At 32.0% G+C, this 24,823-nt stretch carries 26 protein-coding genes; 15 read left to right on the top strand and 11 right to left on the bottom strand.

Annotation, left to right across the window (positions count from 1 at the left end; genetic code table 11):
- Positions 1-436: 436 nt before the first annotated feature.
- Positions 437-1,642: an NAD(P)/FAD-dependent oxidoreductase gene (locus J3S90_RS05600; RefSeq protein ID WP_210645337.1), complete on the top strand. Its 1,206-nt coding sequence runs from the start codon at positions 437-439 to the stop codon at positions 1,640-1,642.
- A gap of 58 nt (positions 1,643-1,700) precedes the next feature.
- Here the strand turns inward: J3S90_RS05600 and J3S90_RS05595 are convergent, their stop codons facing one another.
- From J3S90_RS05595 to J3S90_RS05570, 6 genes are all read right to left on the bottom strand, one after another.
- On the bottom strand, positions 1,701-2,102 hold the full coding sequence (locus tag J3S90_RS05595; protein WP_210645336.1) for a hypothetical protein: 402 nt from the start codon (positions 2,100-2,102) through the stop codon (positions 1,701-1,703).
- A gap of 28 nt (positions 2,103-2,130) precedes the next feature.
- Positions 2,131-4,002: a M1 family metallopeptidase gene (locus J3S90_RS05590; RefSeq protein ID WP_210645333.1), complete on the bottom strand. Its 1,872-nt coding sequence runs from the start codon at positions 4,000-4,002 to the stop codon at positions 2,131-2,133.
- Between the two features lie 67 nt (positions 4,003-4,069).
- Positions 4,070-5,692 (bottom strand): S8 family peptidase, encoded by a 1,623-nt coding sequence (locus J3S90_RS05585; RefSeq protein ID WP_210645331.1) that lies wholly within the window; start codon positions 5,690-5,692, stop codon positions 4,070-4,072.
- A gap of 73 nt (positions 5,693-5,765) precedes the next feature.
- Positions 5,766-6,626, bottom strand: a complete 861-nt coding sequence (locus J3S90_RS05580) for an MBL fold metallo-hydrolase (protein ID WP_210645330.1) — start codon at positions 6,624-6,626, stop codon at positions 5,766-5,768.
- 150 nt (positions 6,627-6,776) lie between these two features.
- Positions 6,777-7,847, bottom strand: coding sequence for a M48 family metallopeptidase (locus J3S90_RS05575; protein ID WP_210645328.1), 1,071 nt, complete (start codon positions 7,845-7,847; stop codon positions 6,777-6,779).
- A 3-nt stretch (positions 7,848-7,850) separates the two neighbouring features.
- On the bottom strand, positions 7,851-8,810 hold the full coding sequence (locus J3S90_RS05570) for a YjgN family protein (protein ID WP_210645326.1): 960 nt from the start codon (positions 8,808-8,810) through the stop codon (positions 7,851-7,853).
- 257 nt (positions 8,811-9,067) lie between these two features.
- Here J3S90_RS05570 and J3S90_RS05565 point away from each other — a divergent pair, with 257 nt between their 5' ends.
- The 7 genes from J3S90_RS05565 (at position 9,068) to sufD (ending at position 13,968) form a co-directional block, all read left to right on the top strand.
- Positions 9,068-9,397: a HesB/IscA family protein gene (locus J3S90_RS05565; protein ID WP_188049374.1), complete on the top strand. Its 330-nt coding sequence runs from the start codon at positions 9,068-9,070 to the stop codon at positions 9,395-9,397.
- A gap of 18 nt (positions 9,398-9,415) precedes the next feature.
- Complete coding sequence (gene sufB, locus J3S90_RS05560; protein WP_210645324.1) at positions 9,416-10,864, top strand: Fe-S cluster assembly protein SufB; 1,449 nt, start codon at positions 9,416-9,418, stop codon at positions 10,862-10,864.
- Between the two features lie 25 nt (positions 10,865-10,889).
- A complete protein-coding gene (locus tag J3S90_RS05555) occupies positions 10,890-11,096 on the top strand; it encodes a DUF2683 family protein (protein WP_188049372.1) in 207 nt (68 codons plus the stop codon).
- Positions 11,087-11,359, top strand: a complete 273-nt coding sequence (locus J3S90_RS05550; protein ID WP_210645322.1) for a Txe/YoeB family addiction module toxin — start codon at positions 11,087-11,089, stop codon at positions 11,357-11,359. Before J3S90_RS05555 ends, J3S90_RS05550 begins: the two co-directional genes overlap by 10 nt.
- Positions 11,360-11,370: 11 nt before the next feature.
- Positions 11,371-12,123 carry a Fe-S cluster assembly ATPase SufC gene (gene sufC / locus J3S90_RS05545; protein ID WP_188049370.1) on the top strand — a complete coding sequence of 251 codons (753 nt, stop codon included), beginning with the start codon at positions 11,371-11,373 and terminating at the stop codon, positions 12,121-12,123.
- A gap of 172 nt (positions 12,124-12,295) precedes the next feature.
- On the top strand, positions 12,296-12,523 hold the full coding sequence (locus tag J3S90_RS15910) for a four helix bundle protein (protein WP_317192527.1): 228 nt from the start codon (positions 12,296-12,298) through the stop codon (positions 12,521-12,523).
- A 128-nt stretch (positions 12,524-12,651) separates the two neighbouring features.
- Positions 12,652-13,968, top strand: a complete 1,317-nt coding sequence (sufD, locus tag J3S90_RS05535) for a Fe-S cluster assembly protein SufD (RefSeq protein ID WP_210645321.1) — start codon at positions 12,652-12,654, stop codon at positions 13,966-13,968.
- A gap of 67 nt (positions 13,969-14,035) precedes the next feature.
- Here the strand turns inward: sufD and J3S90_RS05530 are convergent, their stop codons facing one another.
- Positions 14,036-15,400, bottom strand: coding sequence for a serine hydrolase domain-containing protein (locus tag J3S90_RS05530; protein WP_210645319.1), 1,365 nt, complete (start codon positions 15,398-15,400; stop codon positions 14,036-14,038).
- Positions 15,401-15,564: 164 nt separating this feature from the next.
- On the opposite strand from J3S90_RS05530, the gene J3S90_RS05525 reads away from it, so the two are divergent.
- The 7 genes from J3S90_RS05525 (at position 15,565) to J3S90_RS05495 (ending at position 20,252) form a co-directional block, all read left to right on the top strand.
- Positions 15,565-16,779, top strand: coding sequence for an aminotransferase class V-fold PLP-dependent enzyme (locus tag J3S90_RS05525; protein ID WP_210645316.1), 1,215 nt, complete (start codon positions 15,565-15,567; stop codon positions 16,777-16,779).
- Between the two features lie 13 nt (positions 16,780-16,792).
- Complete coding sequence (locus J3S90_RS05520) at positions 16,793-17,227, top strand: hypothetical protein (protein WP_210645314.1); 435 nt, start codon at positions 16,793-16,795, stop codon at positions 17,225-17,227.
- Between the two features lie 23 nt (positions 17,228-17,250).
- Positions 17,251-17,670, top strand: a complete 420-nt coding sequence (locus tag J3S90_RS05515) for a SufE family protein (RefSeq protein ID WP_210645312.1) — start codon at positions 17,251-17,253, stop codon at positions 17,668-17,670.
- A gap of 155 nt (positions 17,671-17,825) precedes the next feature.
- Positions 17,826-18,239, top strand: a complete 414-nt coding sequence (locus J3S90_RS05510; RefSeq protein WP_210645310.1) for a GxxExxY protein — start codon at positions 17,826-17,828, stop codon at positions 18,237-18,239.
- A 192-nt stretch (positions 18,240-18,431) separates the two neighbouring features.
- A complete protein-coding gene (locus tag J3S90_RS05505; protein WP_188049363.1) occupies positions 18,432-18,755 on the top strand; it encodes an SUF system Fe-S cluster assembly protein in 324 nt (107 codons plus the stop codon).
- A 70-nt stretch (positions 18,756-18,825) separates the two neighbouring features.
- A complete protein-coding gene (locus J3S90_RS05500) occupies positions 18,826-19,338 on the top strand; it encodes a DUF2480 family protein (protein ID WP_210645308.1) in 513 nt (170 codons plus the stop codon).
- 65 nt (positions 19,339-19,403) lie between these two features.
- Positions 19,404-20,252 (top strand): DUF3078 domain-containing protein, encoded by an 849-nt coding sequence (locus J3S90_RS05495; RefSeq protein WP_210645306.1) that lies wholly within the window; start codon positions 19,404-19,406, stop codon positions 20,250-20,252.
- Between the two features lie 121 nt (positions 20,253-20,373).
- On the opposite strand, the gene hflX is transcribed toward J3S90_RS05495, so the two are convergent.
- From hflX to J3S90_RS05475, 4 genes are all read right to left on the bottom strand, one after another.
- Positions 20,374-21,624, bottom strand: coding sequence for a GTPase HflX (gene hflX, locus J3S90_RS05490; protein ID WP_210645304.1), 1,251 nt, complete (start codon positions 21,622-21,624; stop codon positions 20,374-20,376).
- A gap of 221 nt (positions 21,625-21,845) precedes the next feature.
- On the bottom strand, positions 21,846-22,712 hold the full coding sequence (locus tag J3S90_RS05485; RefSeq protein WP_210645302.1) for a hypothetical protein: 867 nt from the start codon (positions 22,710-22,712) through the stop codon (positions 21,846-21,848).
- 202 nt (positions 22,713-22,914) lie between these two features.
- Positions 22,915-23,364, bottom strand: a complete 450-nt coding sequence (locus J3S90_RS05480; RefSeq protein ID WP_210645300.1) for an FKBP-type peptidyl-prolyl cis-trans isomerase — start codon at positions 23,362-23,364, stop codon at positions 22,915-22,917.
- Between the two features lie 100 nt (positions 23,365-23,464).
- Positions 23,465-24,820: a DUF5689 domain-containing protein gene (locus tag J3S90_RS05475; RefSeq protein ID WP_210645298.1), complete on the bottom strand. Its 1,356-nt coding sequence runs from the start codon at positions 24,818-24,820 to the stop codon at positions 23,465-23,467.
- Positions 24,821-24,823: the final 3 nt, after the last annotated feature.

The raw sequence follows: 24,823 nt of genomic DNA, 5'->3' as shown, positions 1-24,823 counted from the left end.
AGGGGATAATTTTCTTTTTCATGCTTAATATCTTGGTTATAAGTCAATAGTATTTAGTTTATGTTTTAACGAAAATACTAAATAATAATTTAAAGTAAGTTATGTTTTACAATTATTTAGTTAATTCAAAAGATAAAAAACTTCCTTCCGTCAAAAAATTGCGGACAGCTGGCCTGCCAGTATTGATGATGCTGAAGCTAGAAAAGATTGAAACTAGAAACACAAATTTGATTTGGAAACCATGACAACGGATATGTTGGAAAACCTTAGTGAACCTAAAAAATAATATTTATAATATTTTGGCAGTTGAGCTTATAAAAATTAGACAAAAATCTGATTTTTATAAGCTCATTTTTTTTAATTCAATCTCTTATTCTATCATTATGTAATTTATTAAAAAGATTTTTTTTACTAAATTTGATAAAAAAGAAGCTTTATGAAACTAAAATCTAGTGAACCTTTTTGGTTAGTAAAAAATGGAATAATCAATTCCTATCCTTCCTTGAGAGAAGATTTAGAAACTGAAGTTTTAATTGTAGGTGGCGGAATTACAGGAAGTCTAATTGCCCATCAATGCATAAAAGACGGCTATAAAACTACTTTAATAGATCGCAGAGAAATTGGGCATGGTAGTACATCAGCTACAACATCAATGCTTCAATATGAGATTGACATTCCGCTTTATCAACTTACAGATCAAATTGGCAAAAAAGCTGCCGAAGAAAGTTATTGGGCTTGTTATAAATCTATTGATGCCTTAGAGCAAATTGTTAAAGACATAAAATCTGACTGTGGTTTTAAGAAAAAAGAATCCCTTTATTTTGCGGCTTTCAAAAAAGATGTTGCTGGATTAAAAAAAGAATTTGAGGCCCGAAAAAACATTGGAATGCCCGTTAAGTGGCTTGAAGCTGATGAGATTGATAGTCAATTTCAAATTAAAAATTCATATGGAGGCATCCTTTCTGAACAAGGAGGAAGTATTGATGCGTTTAAATTAGCTCATGATATTTTAGCCTTTAATCATAAAAAAGGATTAAATATATTTGATAAAACAGACATCAAAAAAGTAACTTATCTTGAAACTGGAGTTGAAGTTTTAACAGAACATGGCACTACAATTAAGGCTAAGAAACTAATTTATTGCAATGGTTTTGAAAGTACCGAGATCATTAAAGATGATTTTGTGAAGCTTTTATCTACCTATGCAATGGTAGGTGAGAGATTCGAAGATGATCAATCTCATCTTAATAATACTCTTTTTTGGAATACTGCAGAACCCTATATTTATATGCGAACTACCGATGACAACCGGTTGCTGATTGGCGGTGAAGACGAAGAATTTGTAGATGCACATAAAAGGGATTCACTACTTACTGATAAGGCAACAAAATTGACGAAGTATTTGAACAAAATTTTACCAAATTATGACTTTCGCATGGATTTTGTTTGGGCAGGAACATTTGGCGAGACCAAAGATGGATTGCCTTATATAGGAGAACATCCAAATTTTAAAAGCACCTATTTTGTTTTAGGTTTTGGCGGAAATGGAATTACTTTCTCCGTAATTGGAATGGAGTTAGTCTCTGAAATGCTAAAAAACAAGAAACATGCTCTTTCTGATTATTTTAAATTTAGAAGATAGCTCTGGTATTTATAATAAATGTAAAAGGGTGCAAATAAATATTTGCACCCTTTTACATTTAAACTTGTATATCATTTTTTTGAAGCATCTTTTTCAATTGCTTAAAATCTGATTCTGATTTCACTTCTAAAAGATCGCGGTTTTTACCGTTAGTCAATTCTAAAAAGTATTTCTTTCGACCCATGAAAATTCGTTCCTTTAATCCTTTTATTTGATCGATAGGTACTTTCTCTAAAGAGGATTTTTTTACAATAAACTTATACAGAATTACAATTGATATAGCTCCTAAAATGGCCCAGATTATTTTTATAAATCCAAAGTTACCACTATTCAAATCAGATAAATTTAAGACAGAATTAATCAAATTTAAAATCATTAGAAACTTGATTAAAAATACATTTTTTCTTAGTCCATCTTTTATTTCGAGAGCTTTGTCTGCTTCATTAAATTTAATGTCCATAAATCAATCTTGAATTTTTAGAAAATTTTTATTGTTTGTAAACATTATTTTCTTGTTTTACATCCGCCATTAAACCACTTGGGTCTATAGTAATTTTCTTAATTGAACTCTTTGCTTTTGGAATGGTAAATTCTTTGGTAGGAAACGCCCAAGCCCAATCAGAAAGAATCGTTCTCTTAATTGCTGGAGTTGGATTTTCTTTTTCAAAATTCATCATTCGCAAGGGAATATAAAAACTCTCCATTGTTCCATCTGTATATTCTACTAAAAGATCTATTGGCATAGCCATTCTACCGATTCTTTCCAGACTAATTTTCGTTTGATCTCCGTTTTCTTCAACTGATTTTATACCGTAATCAATAGTATTGGTCGTTTTTGTCCAATCTGTCAAATACCAATCTAAAGTTGCACCAGAGACTCTTTCTGCAGATCTTTTAATATCATTTGGAGTAGGATGCTTAAATTTGAAATCACTATAATATTTCTTTAAAGTTTTCATGAGATTTTCTTTCCCAACCAAATAAATTAATTGCGCTAAGAAAACTTCTCCTTTACTATAAGAGGTAATACTATAAACTCGATTTTCATCAAAGCGATCAGCATGAGTAGTCTGTGGTAATTCCTTACCTGAATTTGCCATCGAATAATAATTTTTATACGCTCCTGCAAATGGATTTTCTACTTTTTTATCTGCTATTTCATTAGATCCAAAATCTTCAAGGAATGAAGTAAATCCTTCATCCATCCATCCGTGCTTTAATTCGTTAGAAGCTAAAACGTGCTGAAACCAAGAGTGTGCCATTTCATGAGCAGTTACTCCAAGTAAACCTTCAAAAGTACCTTGTCCTAAGATCAAAGTACACATGGCATATTCCATTCCGCCATCGCCACCTTGAATCACTGAATATTGTTTGTATGGATAATCTCCAACTGTTTGATTGTAAACATTCATTAACTCAACCGTTTTTGGTTGCAAATTTTTCCAATTTTGAATGTATTTCGGGTTGTTCTTGTAAAGAAAATGCAAATCAACATTATTTGGTCCTTTGACTACATCGTGAATATACTCTTTATCTGCAGCCCAAGTAAAGTCATGAACCATTGGTGCATTAAAATGCCAAGTTAAAGTCTTTGTTTTCTTAGGAATAGATACTACAACTCCAGCGTCTTGATATCCGTGTCCTATTTCGTTTTTGTTTTGTAAATATCCTGTTCCGCCTAAAACATAATCTTTGTCAATGGTAATATTTACATCAAAATTTCCCCAAACCCCATGAAATTCTCTCGCTATATAAGGATCTGCGTGCCAACCTTCAAAATCAAATTCGGCCATTTTTGGATACCATTGCGCCATTGACAACTCGACACCTTCAACATTGTTTCTTCCAGAACGACGAATTTGAACGGGAACTTGACCAGCAAAATCTAATGTAAAAGTAGTTTTTGTATTAGGTAAAATTGGTTTAGCCAAAGTAACTTCAAGAATTGTCCCTGCCGTTTTTGTTGCAGCTGTTACACCATCTTGTTTGAAATTAGTAATGTTCAAATACCCTATTTCATTTGGTTTTAAAGTTTTGATTCGGCTTTCTTTAACGTCTTTTCCATCTACTTTTATTTTATTTACCATTCTTGCATCTGGATCTTTTATGGTTTGCACCCTGGCATCCATTTCGCTTCCGGGTTGAAAAGCATTATTGTACAAGTGATAATAAACTTTCTTTAAAGTATCCGATGAGTTATTTGTGTAGACTAACTCTTGTTTCCCGTTGTATTTATAATTTTTAACATCCATCGTCACGTCCATTTTGTAATCAACGTGTTGCTGCCAATAGGCATTATTCTGAGCGAATGCAGTTCCAAAACTTAGAGTAAGAAATGCGAATACTATTATTTTTTTCATATTAAATTAAAATATAAATGGAAGGACAAATTGCCCTTCCATTAAGTGAATGATTTAACTATTCGTATTATTTAGACATTTTTTCTGCCATCAATAAAGCATTATAGGCATTTACTATTTTTCCTGATTTAGATAAAACCGTAAAAGGACGAGTGTCATTAGCTTTTCCTCCTACAATTACATTAGTTGTAATGGCCACTCCAGAATCCATCAAAATTTGTTTTACTTGTTTTGCTGATAATTTTGGATAATAAGAACGGATCAATGCAGCAACACCAGCAACATTAGGTGCAGCCATTGAAGTTCCTTGTAAATACTGGTAAGTATTGTTTGGCGTAGTAGCATAAATTTGTACTCCTGGTGCAAAAACGTCTACATTTATTTTTCCGATATTAGAAAAACGAGCCACTACTTTATCTCCGTATTCATAATTTAAGGCTCCAATAGTGATTACATTATCTGCATATTCCGTTTTTTTATCATCTGCGTCTGTTGGATAATTATCTGCATAATCAATATCTTTTGCGTCATTACCAGCTGCATGAACAAACAATACATCTTTTGATTCTGCATATTTTATAGCGTCATAAACCCATTGTTTGTGCGGAGAAAAACTTTTTCCAAAACTTCCATTAATTACTTTAGCTCCATTATCTACTGCATAACGAATCCCTAAAGCAATATCTTTATCGTACTCATCACCGTCTGGCACTGCACGAACAGTAAGAATTTGAACATTATTAGCAACACCATCTCCACCTAAATCATTGTGTCTACTTTGAGCTACAATACCTGCAACGTGCGTACCATGAAGAATTTCTTTCTTGTCTGGACCCATTACATTATTGTTTCCGTATTTCACATCTTTAATATCGTTTGGATTATCTACTAACACTTTACGGTAATCTGTTTTAAGATTTTCTCCACTAACTAGTGCTTTAGAATCCTCAAGATCTTTTTCGATTGCCTCTTTTAATTCAGCCACAGGCAAACCAAAAGAAAGCATTCTTTGCATGACTGTTTTACTTTTTTCTACTGCAGCATCTTTTGAAGTTATTGCTTTAACATCTTCAATAGTATATACAGGTTTACCAAAATGTTTTACCAAAACGGCATCACCTTCTTTTATAGCAGCTAGCATTTCTTCTAAACGAGATTTACCCATAACTGCTTCAGCAACTTTTTTATCATTCGTTGCTTTTGCTGCTTGATAAGTTGCATCATCTGCTATGCTTTTATCTTTTATAATCCTTTCGTATTCTAAATTTTCCTTAGTGATGTCACCCAGAAAATTCCAACCGTGAATGTCATCTATATAACCATTATTATCATCGTCTATTCCGTTACCAGGAATTTCTTTAGTATTAGTCCAAAGTACTGATTTAAGATCTTCGTGCTCAATATCTACTCCTGAATCTACAATTCCAACAATTACAGGCACTCCTTTTTTATCTTTTAATAATTCAGCATAAGCTCTATCTACACTCATCCCCGGAATGGTATCGTTTACGATATCTAAATGACTCCATCGTTTTAGTTCCATTTCGGTTAATGGTGCCTTTTTATGAACATTTAAAGGAGCAGTTATAGCAACATGATCAGTAGTTTTTACAACCTGTTTTGTTGTACCACATCCTGCCAAAATTAATAAAGCGAAGGCAGATATGTAAATGGGTTTAATGGTATTCATTTCGTTTCTATTTAATTTTTGAAATATTTGTCTAAAATAATTTTTTTTGTTACAACGTCAACTCTTATTAACACTACATTAAGACTTCTTCACAGCTAAAAACCTCGTTTAATCGAACGCCTTTTTCGGTGTGCTGAACTGTTATAATTTCATTGTGTGCGTCATGTTCTAAGAATAAAAAATAATTATTATCTGCAGCCGCAGTAAGAAATTTTGTTTTCTCTGGCATGGTTAATAAAGGTCGCGTATCATAACCCATTACATAAGGTATAGGAATATGCCCTGCTGTAGCCAATAAATCAGCACAAAAAGCGATAGTTTTATCTTTATATTTTATGTGCGGAATCATCTGTTTTTCAGTATGTCCGTCGGCAAAGAAGATACCAAAACCAAGTTCTGATTCCGCTAGAAAATCTCCTTCTGGTTTCTCAATAAAATGCAACTGTCCACTTTCTTGCATTGGCAAAATATTCTCAGACAAAAAAGAGGCTTTCTCTCTCGGGTTTGGTTTTGTAGCCCATTCCCAATGGCTTTTATTGCTCCAGAATTTAGCGTTTTTAAAAGCAGGTTCATAACCTGTCTTAGCTGAGTTCCATTGTACGCTTCCTCCACAGTGGTCAAAATGCAAATGCGTCATAAAAACATCGGTAATATCATCTCGGTGAAAACCGTATTTTGCTAAAGACTTATCCATCGAATGGCTTCCCCAAAGAGAATAATAACCAAAGAACTTTTCCGATTGTTTGTTACCCATTCCAGTATCTATCAGAATCAGTTTATTACCATCTTCAATTAACAAACAGCGAGCGGCAATATCAATTAAATTGTTTTCATCTGCTGGATTTGTTTTATTCCAAATCGTTTTAGGCACCACTCCAAACATAGCGCCACCATCCAATTTAAAATTTCCGGTTTCTATAGGATATAATTTCATGTTTTCTTATTTTACAAACTTGATTGCCCAAATATAGCCGATTCTGGCTTAACAATTTTTGATTTTAACTTTTATCTACAATCAAAAAAGCCACACTTTCTAGTCTATAAAACTAAAAAATGTGGCTCAAAATAGTATTCGATTAGGCTATTATTGTTTGAGTTGATCAAACAATATCGCTAATTTTTCATTTTCTCTTACTGCATATTTCTTTTCAGCGATTAGCTTATTACTAAATTTTATTCGTTCTTCTGTAATTGGATGTGAACTTAAAAACTGAGGTAGCGATAAATTATTTTTAGATTTTAAACGATCAAAAAGAGCCGACATCCCCTTTGGATTCACTTGATTTTGAGTCATAATTTTAAAACCCTCCAAATCTGCTTCTTGCTCAAACTTTCTAGAAAAGGAAAGTGATTGCAAACTATTAACATTGCCTCCTATAATTGCCATTACACCATTAGCATCACCTAATATTGCCGAAATAAATAAATATCCAGATAAATTTCTACACAACATTTTCATACCATGTCTGTTATTAACGTGAGAGGATTCATGACCTAAAAGCGCTACTAGTTCATCATAATCTTTCATTTTATCAACAATTCCAGAGTAAACTACAATCGTACCATCAGGAAGTGCAAATGCATTTACAATATCTTCTTTAACAAAAATGAATCGCAAAGGCTTAGAATTATTAAGTTGTAACTCTTTTGCGAAAGCATTCAGAGATTTTGTTTTAGTAGTATCAACTTGAGAAAAAAGCATATTATTCTCTCGGAAACTTTCTCCCAAGGTATTGTCATAACTTTCCGGTACAATAGCAACGGCTTTTTCTCCTACCCAAGGAATGGCATAAAAATACGTTAGACCTATGAGTCCGAATATAATTAGCGCAAAGAGAGCATGGGTTTTAAAACCTGAATTAATTAATTGTTCATACCAACCTATGTGTCCTTTTTGTTTTCTATAATCCTTTATTAAATGAATAAAAGTAGCATCTGTTATTTTTACAATTTCTAGAGCTTCCTTACTTTGATAATGCATCTGGATTCCTATTTTCTGATTTTCAATAACAACGTCTTTTACGAACCATTCTTTTTTGATTCCTGTTGCTGTTTCAAATAAAAAAGTCCCTTTACTTTTATTTAAATAAATAATGATGTTTTGAGGCACAGATGAATTTCCATCGTAAAAAATCGCAATAGCTTCTTCATTCATGTTTTATACAATAAAATCGATATCTAAAAAATCACTAATATCATCACCCGTTGCATCCTTAAAGTTTTCTTCTGTTTGTTGCAAGGTATCTAGATCAATTGTACCCTCTAACGCTATATGGTCAAAAATAAATTTGATAGTTCTGGTAGCTACCCAAGCATAACCAAGACCAAGCGTAAAAACAATCATCAAAAGATTGATGATTACCAATCCTAAAAAATCACTTCCTGTTGCTGTTGAAGTAAACTCGATTTTCTTATCTTCTTTATGTAATGATAAATTATCGATGTAATATTCAAAAATATCTTTTTGCCACCAAAACGAATAAATACCTAATGTAAATATTGTCAAGAAATAACCTTTTAAATTTAAAAGAAAATAATCTCCTCCGTCACCATCATAATTCAATTGAGCATCACCAAAACGAACATTACTTAATACATAATTACGCAAATTAATTTTGAACCAAGATCCGTAAATACCAAGTGAGATTATGGTAAAGAAAAACCATTTAAAGAAAAGTTGAATAAATTCTTTTTTATCTCCTCTGTAACCAAAACGAATCCCTCTCCATGACGTTCGAGACATTCTATAACGATATGATCCGTGAATCGCTAAAGGAAGAACAGCAAAAATTCCTAAATAAAACAGCAACAAACCTATTAAAGGCATTTTCATAAACATAAATAGGCCCATAATTACCATTAAAAGAATAAATAATCCAATAACCTTGACAAATCCTTTGAACATTTCTTTTCCTGTTCCGTGAAAAGCAAATGGATCATCATTTAAAGTAGATTTTCCGAAAATAAATTGCAATTGCTTGGCCTTAGCCCAAGGATAATAAATTCCTAAAGTGATAATTGTTAAAAGCCAGTTGACGATAACAATTCCAAAAAAAGCTTCTCCATTTCCTTTAAAATCGAGTTTATAATTCATTTTTGTAGGTAATTTTTCTTCCATAAAAGATTAATTTTTTGTAAGTATTTATAAGTTAAAGTGTGTAAATATATATGTTTTTAGATTATAATGTAGGAATAGCTTTTCTCTATTTTAGGATTAGTTATAAAAATGTTATCCATTATGGAAAAAGCATTTTATATACTATCTTTGTGCTTAATTTAGACAAAATCAATATAAGGTGCGATAGTAAATTAAAAAATCGAACTAAATTGATTTTTTGAGCTACAGAACTTATAAAAACAAATAAAAACGAACTTATGATAAAAGTTTCTGACACTGCAAGAAAAAAAATCATCGATCTAATGTCAGATGATGGTTTTGATGCTGCAACAGACTACGTGAGAGTTGGTGTAAAAAGCGGCGGATGTTCTGGATTGTCTTATGATTTGAAATTTGATAAAACCAAAAATGAAGATGATAAGATTTTCATTGACAACGACATAACCATAGCTGTAGAAAAAAAATCTTTTCTATACTTGGCTGGAACAATTTTAGAATTTTCAGGAGGAATAAATGGCAAAGGATTCGTTTTTAACAATCCGAATGCCAACAGAACTTGTGGATGCGGAGAGAGTTTCTCTTTGTAAAACATTAAACAAAAAAATATGTCAAAATATACCGAAGACGATTTAAAAATCGAACTCGAAACTAAAGAATACGAGTACGGATTTTACACGGATTTAGAATCTGAAACATTTCCTATTGGTTTAAATGAAGATATTGTTCGCGCTATATCACAAAAAAAAGGAGAACCGCAATGGATGACGGATTGGCGTTTAGAAGCTTTTCGTGCTTGGGAATTAATGACTGAGCCAGAATGGGCAAATGTGCATTACACCAAACCCGACTTTCAAGCTATTTCTTATTATTCAGCTCCAAAAACTATTGACCCTAATAAAACATTAGATGATGTAGATCCGGAACTTTTAGAAATGTATAAAAAGTTAGGAATCTCTGTTGATGAGCAAAAAATGATGAATAATGTTGCAATGGATATTGTTGTAGATTCCGTTTCTGTAGCGACAACATTCAAGAAAACATTAGGCGAAAAAGGAATTATCTTTATGAGTATTTCTGAAGCTATTAAAGAACATCCAGAATTAGTTCGTAAGCATTTAGGAACTGTTGTACCACAAAAAGACAATTTCTACGCGGCGCTAAATTCAGCTGTTTTCTCTGATGGATCTTTCTGTTATATTCCAAAAGGAGTACGTTGTCCAATGGAACTTTCAACTTATTTTAGAATCAATCAAGCAGGAACAGGACAGTTTGAAAGAACACTTTTAATCGCTGACGAAGGAAGTTATGTAAGTTACCTTGAAGGTTGTACTGCTCCAAGTCGTGATGAAAATCAATTACACGCAGCTGTTGTTGAATTAATCGCAATGGAAGATGCTGAAATTAAATACTCAACCGTTCAAAACTGGTTCCCAGGAAACAAAGAAGGAATCGGTGGAGTTTTCAATTTTGTAACAAAAAGAGGAATCTGCGAGAAAAACGCTAAAATTTCTTGGACACAAGTAGAAACTGGTTCTGCTGTGACTTGGAAATACCCATCAGTTATCTTAAAAGGAGATAATTCAGTAGGTGAATTTTATTCGATTGCTGTCACTAATAATTACCAACAAGCAGATACGGGAACAAAAATGATCCATTTAGGTAAAAATACTAAATCGACTATTATATCTAAAGGTATTTCAGCAGGAAAATCGCAAAACAGTTACCGTGGTTTAGTGAAAATTGGACCTAATGCAGATAATGCGAGAAACTTTTCACAATGTGACTCGTTACTTATGGGTAACAATTGTGGAGCGCATACTTTCCCATATATAGAAACTAAAAATCCAACGGCTAAAATTGAGCACGAGGCTACGACTTCAAAAATTGGTGAAGACCAAGTTTTCTATTGTAACCAACGTGGGATTCCAACTGAAAAAGCAATCGCTTTAATCGTAAATGGTTTTAGTAAAGATGTTTTGAACAAGCTTCCAATGGAATTTGCAGTAGAAGCTCAAAAATTGCTAGAGATTAGTTTAGAAGGTTCAGTAGGTTAGAAAATTTATTTAAATTTAAATAGCTATGGATATTGTTTTAAAAAATGTAAAGAAGAAAGATTTTCCAGTGTTAAAATCATTGTCAAAGTCGCTTGGATTTGAAATTATTGAAAAAATTGAAAAGCCCTACAACCCTGAGTTTGTAAAAGAAATTTTAGAAGCAAGAGAAGAATTAAAGCAAGGAAAAGGAATAAAAATGTCATTGGAAGAAATAGACAAACTATGGAAATAGTTTTTTCTAAAAAAGCGCAAAATGACATATTACTTTGGAACAAATCAGGGAAGAAGAAAATTCTAAAGAAAATATCTGAATTATTACGAGACATTCAAAGAAGTCCTTATGAAGGCATTGGAAAACCAGAACAGTTGAAACATAATTTATCTGGAGTATGGTCTCGAAGAATTGATAAAGAACATAGATTAGTTTATGAGATTATAGACGAAAAAACAATAGAAATATTAAATATCCTTTCAGTTAAAGGTCATTACGAATAAATAAAGACAACATGTTATCAATAAAAAATTTACATGCCACAATTGGCGACAAAGAAATATTAAAAGGAATTAATCTTGAAGTAAAAGCAGGAGAAGTTCATGCGATAATGGGACCAAACGGTGCTGGTAAAAGTACTTTAGCTTCTATCATTGCAGGAAACGAAAACTACGAAGTAACAGGTGGAGAAATTTCATTAGATGGAGAAGATCTTGCTGACTTGGCACCAGAAGAAAGAGCGCACAAAGGGGTGTTTCTTTCGTTCCAATATCCAGTAGAAATTCCAGGTGTTTCAGTAACAAACTTCATGAGAACAGCTATTAACGAAACTCGTAAAGCACAAGGATTGGAAGAAATGCCAGCAAACCAAATGCTAAAAGTAATTCGTGAAAAATCAGAATTATTAGAAATTGACAGAAAATTTTTGTCTCGTTCTCTTAACGAAGGTTTCTCTGGTGGTGAGAAAAAACGTAACGAGATTTTCCAGATGGCAATGTTAGAACCAAAATTAGCGATTCTTGATGAAACTGATTCTGGGCTTGACATTGATGCCTTGCGTATTGTTGCTAATGGTGTAAACAAATTGAAAAGTGATAAAAACGCTGTGGTTGTAATTACACACTACCAACGTTTATTAGATTATATCGTTCCTGATTTTGTTCACGTTCTTATGGATGGAAAAATTGTAAAATCTGGTGATGCTAGTTTAGCGCTAGAATTAGAGGAAAAAGGATACGATTGGATCAAAGCTGAAAATTTAGTCTAAAGTCTAAGGTCATAAAGTCAAAAGAAAAAGAGAATAGGTAAATTTAATTCTTTCGAAGAAATTAATTCTTGGCAAAAATCAAGAGTTTTTTAATAGAAGAATATATTCAAATACCGATAGCTTTAATTTTAGAAAAGACTTTGACTTAGTTAGACAGATTAGACGTGCATGAATCTCTATATACTCAAATATTACTGAAGGCTTTGAACGAAATACAGATAAAGAGTTTATTTACTTTTTATATGTAGTGAAAGCATCAGCTGGAGAAGTCCGTTCTCAATTATATTTGGCCTACGATTTAGAATATATTACAAAAGAAGAGTTTGAAATTTTATTAGAATGCCTAACTGAAATATCAAAGTGGTTAAGTGGTTTTATTAAATATTTATCAAAACTCTAAAAGTTTTAAATCTAAATTAGAAAAGGGAATTCCTCTCTAATTTATAATTTAGAACACTCAAAATAACATTTCGTTGACTATCTTAAGTCTTTTGGCTTTTGACTTTCAACTTTAAGACTTAATTAAAAATGGAATTAAAAGAAAAATTACTATCGTCTTTTATGGCTTTTGAAGAGCAAATTGATGTTCACTCTGAACTTCATGATCTTCGAACTGCTGCTATAAAAAACTTTGAAAATAAAGGATTCCCATCCAAAAAAGAAGAAGCTTGGAAATACACTTCACTAAATGCCATTTTAAAAAATGACTTTACTGTTTTTCCAAAGCATGAAAATTCAATCGAATTTAGCCAAGTTAGTAAGTACTTTTTAAACGAAGTAGACACTTATAAAGTGGTTTTTGTTGATGGTGTTTTTAGTTCGCATTTATCGTCAACAACTCATGAAGGAATTGACGTTTGTTTGATGGCTTCGGCATTGAACAAACCAAAATACAAAATGGTTATTGACAAATATTTTAATCAAATCGCGAATAAAGACGATAGCTTAACTTCATTAAATACGGCTTTCGCCAATGAAGGTGCTTACATCAATATTCCGAAAGGTAAAGTAGCGCCAAAACCTATTGAAATCATGTATTTCTCGACAGGAAATGAAGCAGCACTTATGGTTCAACCCAGAAATTTAGTGATTGTAGGCGAAAACTCGCATGTTCAAATTATTGAACGTCATCAAAGTTTAAATGAAAATCCAGTACTTACGAATTCTGTTACTGAAATTTTCGCCGAAAAACGTGCTATTGTGGATTATTACAAAATTCAAAATGATACTCATGAAGCGAACTTGATTGATAATACTTTCGTTTCTCAGCAACAAGAAAGTCATGTTTATGTACATACTTTTTCTTTTGGAGGAAACTTAACTAGAAACAATTTGAATTTTTATCACTTTGGTGAAAGATTGACAAGTACGTTAAACGGAATTACCATTATTGGCGAAAAGCAACATGTGGATCATTATACTTTAGTAAATCATGCCACTCCTAATTGTGAAAGTTTCCAAGATTACAAAGGAATTTACTCAGATCGTGCAACGGGAGTTTTCAATGGTAAAGTATATGTAGAAAAAGAAGCTCAAAAAACAAATGCTTTCCAAAAAAGCAATAACATATTATTGAGCGATAAAGCAACTATAAATGCTAAACCACAATTAGAGATATTTGCAGATGATGTAAAATGTTCTCACGGCTGTACGGTTGGCCAATTAGATGAAACTGCTTTATTCTATATGCAACAACGTGGAATTCCTCAGAAAGAAGCTAAAGCATTATTGATGTATGCCTTCTCGAATGCGGTTATCGAAAACATAAAAATACCCGAATTAAAACAAAGAATCACCAAAATTATCGCTACCAAACTAGGCGTTAAAATGGGATTTGATTTGTAGTTTTAACCACAAAGATTAAGCAAAGGTCACAAAGTTTATAACTGAACTTTGTGACCTTTTTGTTTTTTTACTTTGTGCTCTTTGTGGTTAAATTCAAACTCCCTATTATTCCTTTCAACATTCCGTTTACATCAAATTTCGCATCTTCCGTCAATCCCATTCTCACGATTACTAAATCGAGTGACGGAATAATAAATACTTTCTGTCCTTGAAAACCGTTACAAGAATACAAATCTCGAGGTGCATCAGGATATCTGCCGCCAGCGTTTAGCCAGAAATGTCCACCATAATCACCTTTAGATCCATTTGTAGGAGTTGCTACATATTTTGCCCAACTTTCATCAAAGACTTGATCGCCATTCCAGTTTCCTTTATGTAAATACAATAAGCCAAACTTAGCCCAATCTCTTGTTGTTGCCCAGCCATAAGACGAACCCACAAAATTCCCTTTCATATCCGTCTCGATTACCATCGAGTTCATTCCTATTCTGTCAATTAAATCTGTGTACCAAAAATCAAGATATTCTTGTTGGGTTTTAAATTGCTTTCTCAAAATTCCTGATAACAAATTGGTAGTTCCTGAAGAATAATTCCAATGTGTGTTCGGTTTAAAAGCCGCTGTTTTCACTAGTTGCGATCTTGACATATCTTTCTCTTGAAAAAGCATATTAGTAGCATCGCAAATTGTGCTATAATTTTCCTCCCATTCCAGACCGGAATTCATATGCAATAAATCATTAGTGGTGATTATTTTACGATCATCATTTTGCCATTCATTTATAGGAGCTGGTTTGTAAATATCATATTTTCCTTGTTTTTGAAGAATTCCAAACATCGTAGCCGTAATACTTTTTGTCATGGACCAACCTAAAATTTTACTATCTTTTGTAAATCCTGTATCATATTTTTCAGCAATGATTTTGTCTTTATAAATTACTAAAACAGAACGTGTTCTTTTATTGATTTCGCCTTTTTTATCAAAAGCATTGGCAACAGCAGCATTCAATTTAGTATAATCTACATTATCAAAAATAGTGTCTTTCGGTTCCAAATTCCCATAAGGAAATGGTAAATTGCTACTTGTTTTAGTTCTTTTTGGAACTTCATAAGGCCTACTTTCATCAAAATCAGCTGTAATTAATGTTGCGCCTAAACCTTCGCGATAAATTGCTTTTCGTTCTTTTAAACCATAAACAGAAGCTATTGCAAATTTCCCTGCTTCATTAATAGTATTCTTTGCCAAATCAATCAATTTGATATCATTATCTCCTTTCTCAATCATTTGTTGAGAACGACCATCAATAAAATGTCCCGAAGCAATACTTTTGGCGGAGAAGCCTGAAATTAAATCTAATTTAGGATAAGTAGTAAATCCTAAATATACTATCGCTATAACTAAGGCAAGACCAAGGAACTTAAATAATTTTTTCATATTGGTAAACAATTAATTTAATGCAATTTAATAAAATAATCAAACTAAAATTCAATAAAATATTTCTATTAAAGTATAAGAAACAATCATAAAAATTAATTAATTCATAGCTTAAACGGTACGGTTTTTCATTACTTTTGTATTTAGAACTTTTCTAAATAATTATGCTAGATATAAATAAAATTAGAGCAGATTTTCCTATTCTTTCTCAAAAGGTAAATGGTAAACCATTGGTTTATTTTGATAACGGAGCCACTTCGCAAAAGCCACAAGTAGTGATTGATGCGATATCCAAATACTATCAAGAAATTAATGCAAACATTCATCGTGGCGTACACACTCTAAGCCAGTTGGCAACCGATGCCTATGAAATATCCCGTGGTAAAATTCAAAACCATATCAATGCAATATTCTCACATGAAGTACTTTTCACTTCGGGAACAACGCACGGAATCAATTTAGTTGCTAATGGATTTGCTTCGTTACTGAAAGCAGGTGATGAAATTTTAGTTTCAGCATTGGAACATCATAGTAATATTGTGCCTTGGCAAATGTTATGCGAGAAAACTGGAGCTATCTTGCGAGTGATTCCTATGAATGAAAATGGCGAATTGATCATGGCTGAATACGATAAATTACTTTCGGACAAAACCAAAATCGTTACAGTAAATCATATTTCGAATGCTTTAGGAACGGTCAATCCTATTAAATATATGATTGATGAAGCACATAAATACGGTGCTGCTGTTTTAATTGATGGCGCTCAAGCGGTCCCGCATTTAAAACCAGATGTTCAAGAATTAGATTGTGATTTCTACGTCTTCTCAGGTCATAAAATATGTGGACCTACCGGAACCGGAATTTTATACGGAAAAGAAGCTTGGTTAAATAAATTACCGCCCTATCAAGGTGGTGGTGAAATGATCAAAGATGTAACTTTCGAAAAAACTACTTATGCTGATCTTCCTCATAAATTTGAAGCCGGAACACCAAACATAGCGGGCGGAATTGTTTTAGGAACAGCTGTTGATTATATGAATGAAGTTGGTTTTGAAAATATTCAGAAACAAGAATTAGAATTATTAGAATACGGAACCAAACGATTATTAGAAATTGAAGGTTTGAAAATCTTTGGTACAGCGAAAGAAAAAACTTCCGTAATTTCTTTTAATATAGAAGGAATACATCCGTATGATATTGGCACCATAATTGACAAACTAGGAATAGCAGTTAGAACTGGGCATCATTGTGCACAACCAATTATGCAGTTTTTTAATATTCCAGGAACCATTAGAGCTTCGTTTGCTTTTTATAACACCAAAGAAGAAATTGATAGTATGGTGGAAGCAGTTAAAAAAGCAAAACTCATGTTCTCTTAAAAAAAATAAAATTATGAAATTACTTTCCTTATTAATTTTGACCGTTGTATTTGGTAAAGGTTGCGATAGCCCAAAAAATCAAAACATGGATGCAGTAGTTTTAGAATATACCGCAAACACTAGAGGTTTTTACCAACAAATAAGCATTAAAAATCAAGAAATTACGGTTTCTAATGATAGAGATAATAACAAAAAACTTGTTCCTAAGAAAATAACAGATGCTGACTGGAATGAGTTAGGGCTTTATTTTAAGGAAACTAAATTAGAGGAATTGGCTCAGTACAAAGCTCCCACTGAAAAACGTTTTTATGATGGTGCTGCAATTGCTAATTTAAAAATCAGTTATAAAGACAAAACCTACGAATCAACAAGTTTTGATCATGGTTTTCCACCCAAAGAAATTAAGAAATTAGTCGATAAAATAAACTCATTTGTTAAAAAAGAATAATACTGAAATAAATTCAGATTACTATGAAAATTAAAGAAATACAAGAAGAAATCGTTGATGAATTTTCGATGTTTGATGACTGGATGGAGCGTTATGAATACATCATCGAACTTGGAAAAAAACTTCCTTTAATCAAAGAAGAATTCAAAACAGATACTAATTTAATCAAAGGTTGCCAATCTAAAGTATGGTTGCAAGGGGAACAAAATGATGATAAAATAGTTTTTACAGCAGATAGCGATGCTATTTTGACAAAAGGAATTATCGCTATTTTAATTCGTACGTTCTCCAATCAAAGTGCTAAAGATATTTTAGACGCAGACATGAATTTTATTGACGAAATAGGCTTAAAAGAGCATTTGTCTCCAACAAGAGCCAATGGATTGGTTTCGATGATAAAAAACATTAAAATGTATGCTTTGGCATTTAATACTCAGAAATAAAACAACTCTAAAAATTATTTTCTTTTAAACCATATAAGATGTTTAAGCTCATTTAAGTAATACCAAATTATATTTTCGAAGGAGAGTCATATTAATTTATGTAAATTTCTTTAAATCTTAAAAAACCATATCTTATTGTTGTAAAATATCTACTTATGATGACAAAGAAAGAATTAAAAGACTTAATTTATAAAGTAATTGGTGCTGCAATTGAAGTTCATAAACAAATGGGGCCAGGTTTATTGGAAAGCATTTATCACAAATGCTTAATACAAGAATTGACATTAAGAAGTATAAATTTCAAATCTGAATTAGTAATTCCAATAGAATACAAAGGAATATCTTTAGAATCCGATTTAAGATGTGATTTATTTATTGAAGATATTTTAGTAGTAGAATTAAAAGCCACAGATAAAATAATACCAATTCATGTAGCTAAAGTAATGTCATATATGAATCTTTTAGAATCTCCTATTAGTTTAATTATTAATTTTAACGTTACTAATATTTACGAGCATGGTCAAAAAACTTATGTTAATTATAGATATAGTGTCTTAGATGACGAATAAAAATTACTATAATAAGTGCGCAAAAATAAATAAGTGATTTAAAATCATAAAACTTAAATGTTCTTACATCTCTTACATGGTTTAAATAATATAAAAAATAAATACGATATTAATATGTTCTAAAATCTATTAGTCATTAAACATATTGGTATATTTTTAAAAAACAACAAAACAATAATAACAACAACAATAATGGAACAAGAAATAGACACCACCGAGTTAGGAGAATCAATCGTAAAAATATTAAAAACAATTTACGATCCTGAAATCCCTGTAGATATTTATGAATTAGGATTGATTTACGACGTAATGGTAAATACTGATTTCGAAGTTAAAATCCTGATGACACTTACTTCTCCAAACTGTCCTGTAGCGGAAAGTTTACCTAGAGAAGTCGAAGAGAAAGTAAGATCGATAGAAAATGTGAAAGACGCTGAAGTAGAAATTACATTTGATCCGCCTTGGAGCAAAGATTTAATGAGTGAAGAAGCAAAGCTTGAATTAGGAATGCTATAATTATTTAAAAAATAAAAAGTCATAAAGTCTACAAAATTTACTTTATGACTTTTGTGTTTAAGACTTAAATATGGAAGAGATAATAAATAAAGTAGCCAATAGTGTTTTAGAAATTTTTGATCTCGAAGATTATTATCCCAAAGGAATTCGTGCACAAATAGATATTTCTCAATGGCTTATAGAAGGCTTTTTGCTCAAAGAAAAAGATTTCAGAGAAGAGCTTAAAAATTACGATTGGGCACAGTATAAAGACCAATTTGTGGCTATTAATTGCAGTACGGATGCAATTGTTCCCGCATGGGCTTCTATTTTAGTTGCGATACAATTGGCACCATTTGCAAAAAAAATAATTAATGGAACTATTGAAGATTTAGAAGCTTCTCTTTATGAGGAACTGCTCTCTAAAATCGATTATTCAGTATATACAAATAAACCCATTATAATTAAAGGATGCTCTAGAAAGCCAGTACCTATGCGCGCTTATGTATTAGCGGCTCATTATTTACAACCCTTTGCCAGAAGTATTATGTACGGAGAAGCGTGTTCGGCTGTTCCTTTATATAAGACTAATAGTAAAGTTTAATTTCAAAAAATATAGTGTTCCCATAAAATTATTTAATTTTGGTAAAACTTTTAAATAGCACTTTCATGAAAAAAATAGCATTTGCTTTACTCTTTGTTTCTGGTTTTATGTCCCTTCAGGCTCAGGAAACTGAGAAAGACACCATCAAACTTTGGACTAAAAAAGGAAATATTTCTATACTTTTTAATCAATCAGCTTATAACAAACAATGGTTAGGTGGTGGAACTTCAAACATAGCTGGAAATTTAGGTATCAACTATGACTTCAATTATAAAAATGGAGACGTTGTATGGGACAACAAATTTATTTTAGCTTATGGTTTAAGCAAAATAAAAGGAGATGCTAAAACAGCTAAGACAGATGATCGCTTAGAACTAAATTCACTTTGGGGTAAAAAAGCAAGTGGTGAATGGTATTACTCTATGTTTTTTAATTTTAAAACTCAGATGGATACTGGTTTAGATAAAGAAGGTGTGAAAATTTCTCATTTCTTTTCTCCTGCTTATTTTCAGTTCGGTCCCGGAATTTTATGGAAGAAAAATGATAATTTAAGTGTCAATTTTTCACCTGCAACTGCAAAACTAATCGTTGTACATCCTCATTTTACAGAATTAGGACCTTCATTTGGCGTCTTACAAGGGGATTCTTCAAGATTTGAATTTGGTGCTAGTGTTTCAGGATACTATAAGCTCAATTTAATGACTAACGTAAGTATTGAAAACAGATTAAATTTATATGCTAATTATCTTGATAAACCTCAGAATGTAGATGTTGATTACCAGATGAATGTAGTAATGAAAATTAATAAATACTTATCTGCCAATGTTGCTGTTCAAGCTATTTATGATGATAACTCAATACAAGCAGTACAAGTTAGAGAGGTTTTTGGATTAGGAGTAAATTACGGTTTCTAGAAAAAAAACATTAAAAATGCCCTTAAGAAAATTTCTTAAGGGCATTTTTTTTATAGGTATTTCAAGATAATATTTAATTGCTGGCAAAAAAATATGAATCTGGTGTATAGAAAAACTTTTATTATTCCTCTTCATTATCTTCTTTTTCATCTTTCTCCACAGCATCTTTATAATCTGGATATAAGAATTTATTATAAGGAAAACGCGTAATGTGAATTTGTCTCACAGCTTCGTACACACGTTCTCTGAATTCTTCAAAATTTTCTTTATTAGTAGCCGATATAAACAAAGCATTTTGTTCTCCTACTCTACTCATCCAAGTTGATTTCCACTCTTCCAGCGTGTAATGTCTGGTTGTTTTTTCAGTCATCAAATCATCTTCGTCAATAGTCAAATGTTTGTAAGCATCAATTTTATTGAAAACCATAATTACTGGTTTATCATTGGCTTTGATATCTAAAAGGGTTTGATTTACTGATGCAATATGGTCTTCAAATTCTGGATGCGAAATATCAACTACATGTAATAGCAAGTCGGCTTCCCGAACCTCATCTAATGTGCTTTTGAAAGAATCTACTAATTGTGTTGGCAATTTTCTGATAAATCCAACGGTATCGGATAATAGAAAAGGTAGGTTTTTAATAACCACTTTGCGAACGGTAGTGTCTAAAGTGGCAAAAAGTTTGTTCTCTACAAAAACGTCACTTTTACCTACAGCATTCATTAAAGTTGACTTACCTACATTCGTATAACCTACTAAAGCCACACGAACCATTGCACCACGATTGCCGCGTTGCACACCCATTTGCTTATCTATTGTTTTTATTTTCTCCTTCAATAAGGCAATACGATCCCGTACAATACGTCTATCGGTTTCGATCTCCGTTTCTCCAGGTCCACGCATTCCAATTCCTCCTTTTTGACGCTCTAAGTGCGTCCACATTCCGGAAAGTCTTGGTAATAAATATTGACATTGTGCTAATTCTACTTGGGTTCTCGCATAAGAAGTCTCTGCACGTTGAGCAAAAATATCAAGAATAAGGTGCGTTCTATCTAGAATTTTACATTCCTCAATTATTTTAGATATATTTTTTTGTTGTGAAGGTGATAATTCATCATCAAAAACTAAAGTCGAAATATCATTCTCTTTTACAAATTGATGAATCTCTTCAATTTTTCCAGTACCCACAAAAGTTTTGGGATTAGGGCGTTCCATTTTCTGAGAAAAACGTTTCACTACTTGGCCTCCCGCGGTAAAAGTCAAAAATTCTAACTCATCAAGATACTCATTTAGTTTCTCTTCGCTTTGATTTTGAGTTACAATACCAACAATAGCCGTTTTTTCGAAATTTATTACTTCTTTTTCTAACATGTCTTTGAATAAGTTACAAATTTAATGATTTGTAAGGGACTTATGAGATTCTGAAATAATAAAAAAATCACAAGCTTTTAAAAAAATTTTAAAACCGAATTTTAAATACCAATAAATGAAATGAATATTGAACACTATTTTTGCATTCTAAAGACTTATCAGTATTTTATTTTTTAGAATAAATGCTCTATTTAAAATCGTTTTTTGATGATTACTACACTCTATTCGTATAAATAATTAACCTCTGTTTTTACTATTCCATTTTCTTCAATTATAGAACAAGCACTAGGATAATTCAGCGTATTGTATTTGTATTTTTTGGTTTTACCAATAGCATTTAATGCTGTCGAAGCAAAACTTAATTCGTTATTAACGGATATAGAACCTAAAGCAAACTCATCTTCATGAAACGAGATCAGAGGAACAATAACTTTATAATTTTTTCCAAACAAATTTTGAACTATTAATAAATCTGCTGAATTTTTATCATCAAAAGTATAATTATTCATTGATTTATCACCAATCATTACTTTGTGTCTAATGATATTATCTTTGAAATATACATACTCTATTTTATTAAAAATTTGTTTGTTTCTATCTCTCGAAGAGCGTCTAGCCACAAGTCCATTTTCGACAACATATTCAATATCATCTATTAAAGTTTGATGGCTATTGCTTTTTTTAGTTATTGCTTTTACTCTTGAACCTTCATAAGTTACTGCAACTGTTTTAGTAACGAGTTCGCCGCCTTCTTCATATTTTTTTACAAACTTTACTAACTGATCTTCATTGTTATAAGTGTAATTTACAACCTCTTTCCAGTTACTTGCTTGTCTCTCCTTTACTGTCATGTCTAATAATCCTTTTGGATTATAAAAAAAACTTTGAATAACATCTGATGTTTTTATGGATTGAATTTTACCATCATTAAACAAAATTGTTTTGTTTACAATTTCACCACTTTTTAAATTGCGAAAATTGGTTTTAATAATATTAATTTGTTTTAACTTCACGGAATTATCCGAAACCTGACTGTGCGTCAAGCAAGGATATACCATTAAAAATAGAGCAATAATGTAGGTTTTCATGTGGTATTTATTTCAATTTATATTGGACTAATCCTAAGACCAATTTTTTCAATAACAGTACTAATTTAAATTTGGGGAAATTGTTGAGCGAAATTGTCGAAGATTTATAGGTTTTACTGCTTGTTGTCTCATTAATTAACAAGCAGTAAAACAAATAGATGTTTATTAAAGTAGTTATTTTAGGTTAAAAAACTATTTTAGATTATTGTACAGAAATTAGCTTGACATCAAAAATAAGTACTGAACCTCCAGGTATTCCTGATCTTCCTTCACTACCATAACCAAGATTTGAAGGCACTAAAAGTACCCCGCTACCACCTTCTTTAAAATAAGCAATCCCTTCAGTCCATCCTTTGATAACTTGTTGCAATCCAAAAGAAATTCCTTCCGGTTTGCTTTCATCAAATGGAGATCCGTCAGTAAAATAACCTTTGTATGCAACCGTTACTGTCGAATTTGCATTAGGCTGAACACCGGTACCAGGCTCATTTATAACATAGTACAATCCAGAAGCACTTCTTTGAGCGTTCAACTTGTTCTTGGCTATATATGCTACTATTTCTTTTTCATTTTTAGCAGTATAATCGACTTCTTTCTCTTTTGAACAAGAGATAAAAAGCATAAAAATTAAGGCAAACAGAGTATATTTCATGATTTTTTTATTTATTCAAGCCGCAAATATAGTAAAACTACACACTGTTCCAATAAGATAAAAAATTTTCCGAGAGATGTAAATTTAATTCATCTTAAAATTACTTCTGACCATAAATATGAATATCGTCAAGTCTAAAAGAACCATCTAAAGCCAAGTCTTTTCCTGAACCAATGTACTTAAATGCAATATTGATTTTGCCTTTATACGAAGATATGTCTACCGCACCACTCCCTACAAATTGATACCACGGTGTTGCTTGTTTTGGTAAATTAACTACTAATGGAATCCATGTTGCTTTTGCCACATTTAAACCATCAAAATTGTTAGAAATATAAACTTCTATTGTATTTAAAGGGGAATCGACATCTAAATGATGTTGTGCTGTTCTAAAAGTTAAGGTTTCATTATTGTATAGATCCATGTCAATTTTTGGAGAAATGAGCCAAGCAACATTAGAAATTACTTTAGTACCAGAAATAGTAAACTCAGCGCAACCATTTCCTGCGTAAACGCCACCTTTCCATACAATTTTACCATTTTGAACAATATTTGCCCAACCTGGAAGACTTAAATTGGACTTGTCTACAACAGTTTCAAAATCTTCAGAGAAAAACGATACTGTTCTAGGAGCAGTCATTACAATGTCTTTTTCGGAACGTGCTAACAATTGATAGTCATTACCATATTTTGTTAAAACTCCTCTCACTTTCCCACTTCCTTCAGGAACTAATTTTGTAGCGAAATTTGCAAAACTACTTGTTCTAAAATAGACTTGGTTACCCGATTTATCTTGTAAATCCCAATTGGTCGCACCACCTACATTTTTCCCTTCTTCAAAGTAATGGCGTCCTACCGCAGATGCAGCAAACTGAACATCCAAAACTTCTACTAATGTATTTAGATAAGCATCATTTAGCAAATCTTTCATCGTAACCTTATTGACTAATTCGTCTTCTTTAAGATTGGTACAAGAAGCATTCAAAACTGCCTTGTAATCATTCTGCGAAATTCGTCCAACTCCACCATCATTATAGGAATTTACCGTGATCCCACCAATTCGCAAAGCACCAAATGAAATATCAGTGTATTGATTTTTTAGCTTTACAAATACTTTATTTCCTGGCCTATAGTCTACATAGAGATTCGTAGCATCTACCGGAACGCTAAAACCAATAGCAGGATTTGGGGCGGTAGCCAAAGTTTGAAAAGAAATAGTTTTGAAAAAATTTCCCGCTTCATCACTCGAAACTACGTACGCCTCAATGACATCATCATATTTGTATTGAGCTACGATTGCATTAGCATTGGTGCGTACTTGACTCACCTGCATATTGGTACGCAAATCTGGTTGGGTACAAGTGATTTTTGGAGCGTCAAGAGTATCACTCGCACAACTGTAAAGTATAAGAAGTAGCAGTAAAAAAAAATAGGTTTTTTGAAATGTAGCTTTCATCTT

This window comes from Flavobacterium flabelliforme (genome assembly GCF_017948675.1).
GTDB lineage: Bacteria > Bacteroidota > Bacteroidia > Flavobacteriales > Flavobacteriaceae > Flavobacterium > Flavobacterium pygoscelis.
Note: the sequence above shows the minus strand (reverse complement) of the source record. Positions and strands in the feature narration are given on the sequence as shown.